The following is an 8,378-nucleotide window of genomic DNA, read 5'->3' on the forward strand; positions in this document are numbered from 1 at the left end:
CTGATGCCGATATTTTCCATAGAGATGCACCCGACCCACACGCTAGGTTTCAACTATTTCTTAAAACCCATTTACTGGGCACGCGCGTCTGTATCAAATATTACATTTTGAATTTATAATTGCTGGCATAATATCGTCCGTAACTTTAGATCAACTTAAGGCCTGCCCGTAATCTCACGTAATCATACACAATCTTGAGAGTAACATTGCTGAGAGGCATGACACACCGATCTAAGAAAATTGCACCATGGCGGGATAATTCGGCAGCTTTTGAGCAAAAGCTCCCCTGATTGGGTACCTAGCAGAACATCATCCATAGGGGCAACGCCCCCAACCGGGCCCCCCATAAATCAAGGGTGGTCGCCACGACATGCCGAAACGGGGACCCCCATAAATCAGGGGTGGTCGCCACGACATGCCGAAACGGGGCCCCCATAAATCAAGGGTGGTCGCCACAACATGCCGAAAAGGGGTCCCCCATGAATCAAGGGTGGTCGCCACGACCCACCGAAAAGGGGGACCTCTTAGATCAAGGGTGGTCGCTACTGGTGATCGCCACTACTTATAACGGTTTTGGTGAGCTATCCCCCTGAAACCCAGTTAATTCTGGTGAGACGTCCTTCCGGCGCTGCCGCCGTTCGTTAATTAACTTAGGTCGCAGGTACAGGTTTTCCAAGAGCACCGACCCGCCCGCGATCCATGGGGGGACGATCAGTGCGCCAATAATGCCTAACACCTGGGCTCCGCCCAAAACCGCCAATAGCTGATAGAGCGGATGGACCCCGACGGATGTGCCCACCAGCAACGGATCGAGAATGTAGGTTTCGAGGTTTTGGGCAACCACGTAGAGCAGGAGTACCCACAGAAAAGTCCAGCCGCCCTGGGGAATGGCCACGAGCAGGGCGGGAACGGCTCCTAAAATGGGGCCTAAAAATGGGATTAGGTTGGTTACCCCTGCGATCGCACCCAAACCCACCGCCAAATCCTTTAAACCCAGCAGGCTCAGACCGACACTGGTGGCCACGGACAGGAGGGCCGACACCACAATTCGCCCCCGTAAATAGCCCCCAATGCGTTGCCCCATGGCGGGAACCTGGGCCAAAATGCGTTCATCCCAGGGGCTGGGCAGCAACCGGGTAAAATTTTTCACCAGGGTGTTGCTGTCCGCCACCATGTAGCCAGAGATAAACAGCGATAGCACCAGGCTCACCACCCCTCCCAAAATACCAGCGGTGACACCGTAGGAGCGCACCAATAGCTGTTGACTGGATTTGATCGTCCAGCTGATCAGCGCTTGAACATCAATTAGTTGGGTAAATAGCTCGTTGGTGGTAAGTGAGCTGGTATCCGTAAAAGCGGTGAGCCAGGCATCGGCTTCATTTAATAACCCCCGGAGGGAGACGGGCACACGACGGAACAAGAGTTCTAGCTGTTCAAACACCGTCGGGCCAATCAGCAACCCCAGTAACACGAGGGCACTAATCAGGGTGAGATAGACCAAAATCACACCGAGCCACCGGGGCACACGATAGCGCTCGGCCAAATCCACCACCGGGGCAATGGAGCAGGCCAACACGACCGAAATCATGACCAGGAGTAACAGGCTTTTGAGCTGCCAAAGGATGACGAAGAAAGGAATAGCCGCGATCAGCAGGACAACACTGCTGATGGATAGGGTCAACCGCTGCGACCCATCATTAGACGACGGCTCAGCCGAAATTTCTTGAACCATAAGGGAGCAATGGGAGGCATTTCACTTAGTCTACTGGCCTTTATCGCTAGGGGCCAAGTCAGGGGCTAATGAAAGTCGGGAAACTTGGTTGGGGGAAATTTGGGGGATGGGGGGGAGCGGTTTGGGAGTAAGCGGGCAGGGGCCTAAGGAAAAAATAGCTAAAGCGTATAGGTAAACCCCTCTACCAAGATGCCAGGTACCCGACTATCGCCCAGGCTGCGCTGATCGTAGGTGTCAATGGTGGGCATAGTTGCTTGAAAATCGGTCAGGTCCATCAGACCATCGCCAAAACAGTGGTAGAGGCTTTCATCAAACCGTAGATTTTCAATCGGGGCGACAATTTCGCCATTTTCTATCCAAAAGCAGGCGTAGCGGGTCATGCCCGTGACGCGGCCGTTGGGATGATCGCTCCAATTTAAATAGTGCAGATTAGATAGATATAGTCCCCGGTCTAGGCGCGCCAGGATTTGTTCCCTGGCCAGGGTGCCGGTCAAAATTTCAGGGGCTCGCAGATGCTCGTTGCGGCTGGCGTAGTTGGAGGGGATTTTATACTCCTTGGCACTGCGGGAACTGACCAGGCTGTTGACCAGCTGCCCCCGTTCAATAATCGGCAGCTGCAGGGGAGCTACCTCACCGGAATTATTAAACCGGGGGATGTTAGCCTGGGCAAAGTTTTCCCGCAGGGTAAATTTGGGCGATAGCTGCCGCTGGCCCTGGCGCAGAAGACCAAAGGCGCTGTTGCCCTGCTGCAGGTCGGCTTCCCCCACCCCACCCCAGGAAAACATGGGGAGCAGTTCGGCCACCGCCGCCGGGGCCAGATAGGTGCGATATTGGCCCCGATCAATGGTTTTGGCGGGGCGGGCTAGCAGGGCCAGCTGGTGTTTGGCCTGGTTGATCTGGTCTAGAAAGTGGGGCTGTTGCCACTGGTTCCCGGCCACCGTGCCCTTGACGGCCCGATTTTGGGAGTCAAATAGGGAGAAATCTAAGCTGTAGTTGGTGGTTTCAAACCAGTGCCGCTGACCAGCGGAATCGGCATAGCCTCGAAAGATCAGACCGCCAGCGTAGATGCCGGTGAAGTCCAGGTTTTGGACCGGGGAAAGCAGGGTGGTGGCAAGCTCATGCGCCGCCAAAATTTTTCCCTGGTTGACCGTGCGGCTAGTGGCAGCCCCTGTGGGTAGTACCACAAACGGGTCTACCGGCAGCTGGGGCACCATGGCCTGTAACTCTGCCAGGGTGGTTTTGATCAGGGGCCAATCGGTGTCAAAGTCCCCAATAAAGGGCACTGTTCCGGATGCTGTGCGATCGCACAGCATGACCGTCAGGGTGAGGCTGCCATCGCTTACCTGGCCTGTCTGCCGGACCTGGGCCCGATTAAACCGAGTAAATTGGCTGTTTTCGCCACTGACCGTCAGGGTGAAATGGGTGGCTGTGGGGAGAGCTTGAGAGATGGCATCGGCCAACTGACCAAAGACCCGTTCCTTAGCCGTCACCTCTGCCACCCTGTTGTCCGCTATGTTCGTTGCTGCCGCCATCATGGTCATACCGCCCCACCAAACACTTCAATATTGTCAAACGCACACACTGGCGAGCCATGGCCCACCCGAATCAGCTGATTGGGTTCCCCTTTGCCGCAAAACGGGGTGCCGTACATTTCCCAGGTGCTGCGGTCACCGACCTGGGACAGGCTATGCCAAAACTGGGGGGTGATGGAACGATAGTTGGGATTTTTGAGGGTGCGGGTGAGTTGTCCATTTTCGATCAGGCGGGCGTACTCACAGCCAAACTGAAACTTATGGCGTTGGTCATCAATGGACCAAGAGCGGTTGGTCTCCATATAAATGCCATGGTCGATGTTGGCAATGATTTGCTCAAAGGAGCGATCCCCCGGCTCTAGATTGATATTGGCCATGCGGTCGATGGCGGGGCGATTCCACGATGAGGCGCGGGAGTTGGCGACACCGGGCACTTGCGATCGCTGCTGACTTTCCACCCCCCCCAGACCTCGCTCCAGTTTGCCCCCCCGGATCAAATATTCCCGCGTGGCAGGAGTGCCCACATCATCAAACCCATAGCTGGCCAGTTCCCCCGGCACCGTCGGGTCAAAAGTAACATTCATCAACTCAGAGCCGTAGGCCAAGGACCCAAAGTCCTCTAGTTTAATAAAGCTACCCCCGGCGTAGTTGCGCTCATCCCCTAAAATCCGGTCCAACTCCAACGGATGACCAATGCTCTCATGGATTTGCAACATCATCTGATCCGGAGCCAGCACCAAGGTCGTCGCCAAATCAGGACAGTTATCCGCATGGAGTAATTCCAGGGCCTGCTCCCCCACCTGCTGCACCCGTTGCCACAGATCCAGGCCGGGAAATAGCTCCCACCCCCCCTGATAGCTGTGGGCCAGATACCCATGGTCCGTCCGCAATTGGGTGATGGGACCATCCTGGGAAATGATGCCAAAGTGGGTTTCCACCAAATAGTCCCGCTGGTAAATCTCCGAACCATTGCTGCTGACATACCAGGTCTCAATATCGTGGCTTCTAGCCGAGGCCGTGGTTTGGGCAATTTTGTCCGAAATCTTGAGCCGGTCACATACCTGGAGCAAAATCTGATTTAACTCCGCCGGAGGCAGCACATCTAACCCTTTGCGATGGGGAGATATATAGTTACCCGTGGCCTTGGGCCGGGCCGCTGCCGTAAATCTGTGCACTGCCCAGGGGCTAGCCGCCATGGCCTGATCGTAGGCAGACCCAATGGCCGCCGCCAGGGACGCGGCACTGAGATCATTGGTGGCACTATAGCCAAACTGCCCCTGGGCCAGGACTTCCACCATGGCCCCCTGGCCAAACTGCTGGGTATTTTGCTCCGGATGGGCATCTCGAATAGCACAGGCTTTAGAACGGTCCTTGACGGCTCGAATCCCGATCCAATCGGCGGGTACCGGCGTTGCCGTAACAATGTCTGAAAGAAACTTAAACATCAACTTGTGGGTAGTGCAGACCAGATGCATAGCCATTCTCTGTACTACACCCTGTCTTGATAGTAGTAATTCTTACCTATCAAGCCCCGTAATGGGGGGGGAGACCCTACATAGACCAGGAGCTATTTTTTGTATATCAAATAAATAACTTACTTTTTCTTTGTATTTTAAGATTAAAAATAATTTTTACCTTAAAATGCAAAGAAATATCAGCTTTTGAATTATTAAAAATAATTAATGAATAATTTGGATGATTTGGACACCAGAATTTTAGGGGCGCTGATGGCGGATGGTCGGGTGACCTGGTCCGAATTAGCCAGTCGGTGTGGGGTTTCATCCCCCGCCATTGCCGAGCGGGTGCGGCGTCTGGAAAAGCGGGGCATTGTGCAGGGCTATGGGGTGGTGGTGGATCCGGTGCAGCTGGGCTACGACATCACAGCCTTTGTGGCCGTGGGGTTGGAGCATCCGCAATATCGCCAGGAGTTTTTGGCCTATGTGCAGTCCACATCAGCGGTGCAGGAGTGCCACCACGTGGCTGGGGATGGGGACTATCTGCTAAAGGTGCGATGCGGCAAGATGGCGGATTTGGAACGGATTCTCAGTGAGGAAATTAAGGGGTTACCGGGGATATTGCGGACGAAGACGTCGATTGCGTTATCGACGGTGAAGGAAACGACGGTGTTGGCGATTTGATAGGGGTATGGTCATGATTTCTTTATTTTTGCGGGGGGTGGTGTTAGGGGTGGCCATTGCCGCCCCCGTCGGTCCCATTGGCTTACTTTGCATTCGCCGCAGCCTCACCTACGGCGCAACCGCCGGTTTACTGTCGGGGTTAGGGGCGGCAACGGCGGATGGCCTTTACGGAGCCGTCGCCGCTTTTGGCCTTGCCTTTGTTTCAAGTTTCCTGACGGACCAGGCCCGCTGGCTAGGCATCATCGGCGGTCTATTCCTTTGTTATCTGGGCATCACTACATTTCTGAGTAAGCCCGCCGATAAACCCGCCGAGATTAGCAAAACCGGCCTAGCTGGTGCCTATTTATCCACCTTTGGCTTAACGCTGACGAATCCAGCCACGATTTTGTCCTTTGTCCTGCTGTTTGCTGGCTTTGCGCCTACAGACCTGGACTATGGTCAGGCGGTGATCATGGTGGGCGGCGTATTTTTAGGATCAGCGCTGTGGTGGTTAATGTTGAGTAGCGGAGTATCCCGGTTAAGGCATTGGCTAACGCCCGGACGATTGATTTGGATCAATCGTGTTTTTGGGGTGTTGATTACGGCCTTTGGGGTCGTGGCTTTGAGCTGGCGCAGTTAAACTAGAGTACAGGCTATTTTGAGGCCACACCTATGGTTCAGCCGCTAATCGCTGAATTTTTATTGGAAGTATGGGGTGGCAGAGTATGACATCTATGACCCGGATAGTAATGAGCTGACAGGATTTGAGCGCTCGGGTAAGTCGCTCGGGCTGGTGAGTAAGATCCAGGGTTGGGTGAGTCCTCAGCTGGGTATTCGGTTTGAGCTGATGTCGGAGTCGTTGGAGATTTATCGGCCCGATGGGGAGCGGTTTTTGACCTATGTGGAACTGGGGGAGCAGCTGGCAGCTGAGCGAGAGCTGCGGCAGGCGGATCGACAGCGGATTCAAACGCTAGAAGAAAAGCTAAGGGAATTGGGGATTAATCCAGATTCTCTATAGATTGTTGAGGTTATGTTTTAATCTCTAATTTTCTAAGGAAAAAGAAACACTCTTCACCATCATATATTTTACGTCCCAAGTAACCAGTAAAAGGAGATGATAGCTCTAATAAAATATCACGAGTTTCTTCTTCAGTTTGAATTATGGGGATGTCATCAACCGCATGAGCAGCATTAAATGCAGAACGTATCCCCTCTACACGGGAAGGTTTTTTATCTTGGTCACATTTTTTCCTTACGGTCTCAACTAATAGCGAACGAATATTTAATTTTTTCCAAACTTCATCAATAAAATTTCTTAATTCTTTATCTGCTTCTTCCGAAAAAGGTGAATTAGCCAAAACAGGCTTGAGTTCATCTAAGTTAAAAGAATGAGGATAAGCTTCTTTTAGCTCAACTAAGCGCTGTAAAGTTTCAGGCCGTAAAACACTTATTTGAGTATTTTTAGCTGTTTGCTTAGCATTCCTAGTAAGGTTACCAGCAGCAATGATTAGTTTAATGCATTCTTGATAGTGATTTTCTAAAATCCTGTTGCCTAATTTTATAAGTTGAGCTGCAGGTCCAGAGCCATTATCACTAATATTTTCAGTTTTGGTAGCCTTACACTCTCCCACTATTGGGTATGGAATATCACAGTAGAAATCTAAACCTCCAGCACCACCCAACTTATTTGGGTCCAAACTTGTATCTGAATAGCGACCAGAATTAGCAAAGCCTAATGTGATTAGACTTTTACGAACTAAACGTTCAAAAGTATTTCCATCACTAGAGTTACCAACTCCGGCAATTTTTGAAACCCAGTCTGACGAGTCTAAAATATTTTCTTCTTGCTCCGTTAATTTTTCCTCGATTGGATGAGAGTCCGCAACAGTATTTATTTCTTTAACAACGATGATCGGCGAGCGATCAACTTGCAAATCAAGAATTATATTTCTAGCATCTTGAAATTGCTCATCTGTCAATACAGGATTATCGGATGATACATTTAGGTAATCTGGCAACGGAATAATTTGATTGAGAAGTTCATTATCACAAAGGTTTTCTAGGCGAAAAGAAACCTCATCATTAGATAGGCTAAAAACTCTAATAAATGCTAAAAATAAATTGCTTTTATTGCGCAAATGAGTTGTTAAAGCTTCTTGATTCCATAAGGTTAATTTAGATAGTGACTCAACATCATCTAAACCAGTAATATGTTGACAGAATTCACATTGTGCCCAGACTAAATTGCTCGTTTTTATATTCTTAAAATCACTTTCAAATAAACTAAGTGTCTCTGGTCGATAGAATTTATTTTTTATGGAGTCATTCAACTCCTGAGATGGAATTAGCAAAAATCTTTTGCCTGGAGCTATGAAGCGTTTTGGAGCGGAAACAATTGACTTTCCTTGCTTTAGAGCAACTATTTCAAGCGATGAGAGGCACAGACCTGTGTTTAATAAAACCACTTTAAGCCACCTCTAATTCAGCAAAATCTGCTTTGTTATCAGCATCCTCCACTTTATCCATATTCTCAATTGTTTCATTTAAGTGTTCAGCAATGGCTTCAATTTCCTGTTCGCTGTGTAAATGCTGAACTTCCTTACCTTCTAAAGCTTCTTCAATCACTTTGCCTGCTGGACGGCTCAAAATCTCTTTAATTAGCGGATTATTGACAAGTGTGTCACGAGTAAAAGCAAAGAAATCTAGCTTTTTAATGCTGATATCGTATTTCTCATGATTGTCGTATACGTGTTTCAGAGCTACAAGTGGTTTCAGCTCCTCTTCCTTGAGATGAACCCACTCGCCACCTTTTTGGATCAGTTGCTGGTAGGTAAGCGTCACAGGGGATGCCCAGGCATAAGCGAGAGTGAGGACTGAGCAGATCTAGTGTTAGCCTCGACCAAAGGTAATAGGGACGGCGCAGGTAAGCCTGCCCGCGCAGCCCGAACCGCTTCGGTCAAGAACTCTAAAACCGGACGTCCCTGGGCCTTTAAGGAA

Annotated in this window: 8 protein-coding genes; 3 read left to right on the forward strand and 5 right to left on the reverse strand. The window is 50.5% G+C overall.

Annotation, left to right across the window (positions count from 1 at the left end; translation table 11 throughout):
- Nucleotides 1-562: 562 nt before the first annotated feature.
- The 3 genes from VB741_RS14085 to VB741_RS14095 all read right to left on the reverse strand — a co-directional run bounded on the left by VB741_RS14085 (nucleotide 563) and on the right by VB741_RS14095 (nucleotide 4,709).
- Nucleotides 563-1,732 (reverse strand): AI-2E family transporter, encoded by a 1,170-nt coding sequence (locus VB741_RS14085; protein WP_323365818.1) that lies wholly within the window; start codon nucleotides 1,730-1,732, stop codon nucleotides 563-565.
- 158 nt (nucleotides 1,733-1,890) lie between these two features.
- The gene (locus VB741_RS14090; RefSeq protein ID WP_323365819.1) at nucleotides 1,891-3,267 is read right to left on the reverse strand and encodes a TldD/PmbA family protein; all 1,377 of its coding nucleotides are present in this window, start codon (nucleotides 3,265-3,267) and stop codon (nucleotides 1,891-1,893) included.
- A gap of 2 nt (nucleotides 3,268-3,269) precedes the next feature.
- A complete protein-coding gene (locus VB741_RS14095) occupies nucleotides 3,270-4,709 on the reverse strand; it encodes a TldD/PmbA family protein (protein WP_323365820.1) in 1,440 nt (479 codons plus the stop codon).
- Between the two features lie 237 nt (nucleotides 4,710-4,946).
- On the opposite strand from VB741_RS14095, the gene VB741_RS14100 reads away from it, so the two are divergent.
- The 3 genes from VB741_RS14100 (at nucleotide 4,947) to VB741_RS14110 (ending at nucleotide 6,399) form a co-directional block, all read left to right on the forward strand.
- The gene (locus VB741_RS14100) at nucleotides 4,947-5,402 is read left to right on the forward strand and encodes an Lrp/AsnC family transcriptional regulator (protein ID WP_323365821.1); all 456 of its coding nucleotides are present in this window, start codon (nucleotides 4,947-4,949) and stop codon (nucleotides 5,400-5,402) included.
- A gap of 13 nt (nucleotides 5,403-5,415) precedes the next feature.
- Nucleotides 5,416-6,021, forward strand: a complete 606-nt coding sequence (locus VB741_RS14105) for a LysE family translocator (protein WP_323365822.1) — start codon at nucleotides 5,416-5,418, stop codon at nucleotides 6,019-6,021.
- A gap of 75 nt (nucleotides 6,022-6,096) precedes the next feature.
- Nucleotides 6,097-6,399 carry a hypothetical protein gene (locus VB741_RS14110; protein ID WP_323365823.1) on the forward strand — a complete coding sequence of 101 codons (303 nt, stop codon included), beginning with the start codon at nucleotides 6,097-6,099 and terminating at the stop codon, nucleotides 6,397-6,399.
- A gap of 10 nt (nucleotides 6,400-6,409) precedes the next feature.
- On the opposite strand, the gene VB741_RS14115 is transcribed toward VB741_RS14110, so the two are convergent.
- The gene (locus tag VB741_RS14115; protein WP_323365824.1) at nucleotides 6,410-7,846 is read right to left on the reverse strand and encodes a DUF1802 family protein; all 1,437 of its coding nucleotides are present in this window, start codon (nucleotides 7,844-7,846) and stop codon (nucleotides 6,410-6,412) included.
- A 1-nt stretch (nucleotide 7,847) separates the two neighbouring features.
- Nucleotides 7,848-8,222: a hypothetical protein gene (locus VB741_RS14120; protein ID WP_323365825.1), complete on the reverse strand. Its 375-nt coding sequence runs from the start codon at nucleotides 8,220-8,222 to the stop codon at nucleotides 7,848-7,850.
- Between the last annotated feature and the right edge of the window lie 156 nt (nucleotides 8,223-8,378).

Source organism: Leptothoe sp. PORK10 BA2, from assembly GCF_034932105.1.
Lineage (GTDB): Bacteria > Cyanobacteriota > Cyanobacteriia > Phormidesmidales > Phormidesmidaceae > Leptothoe.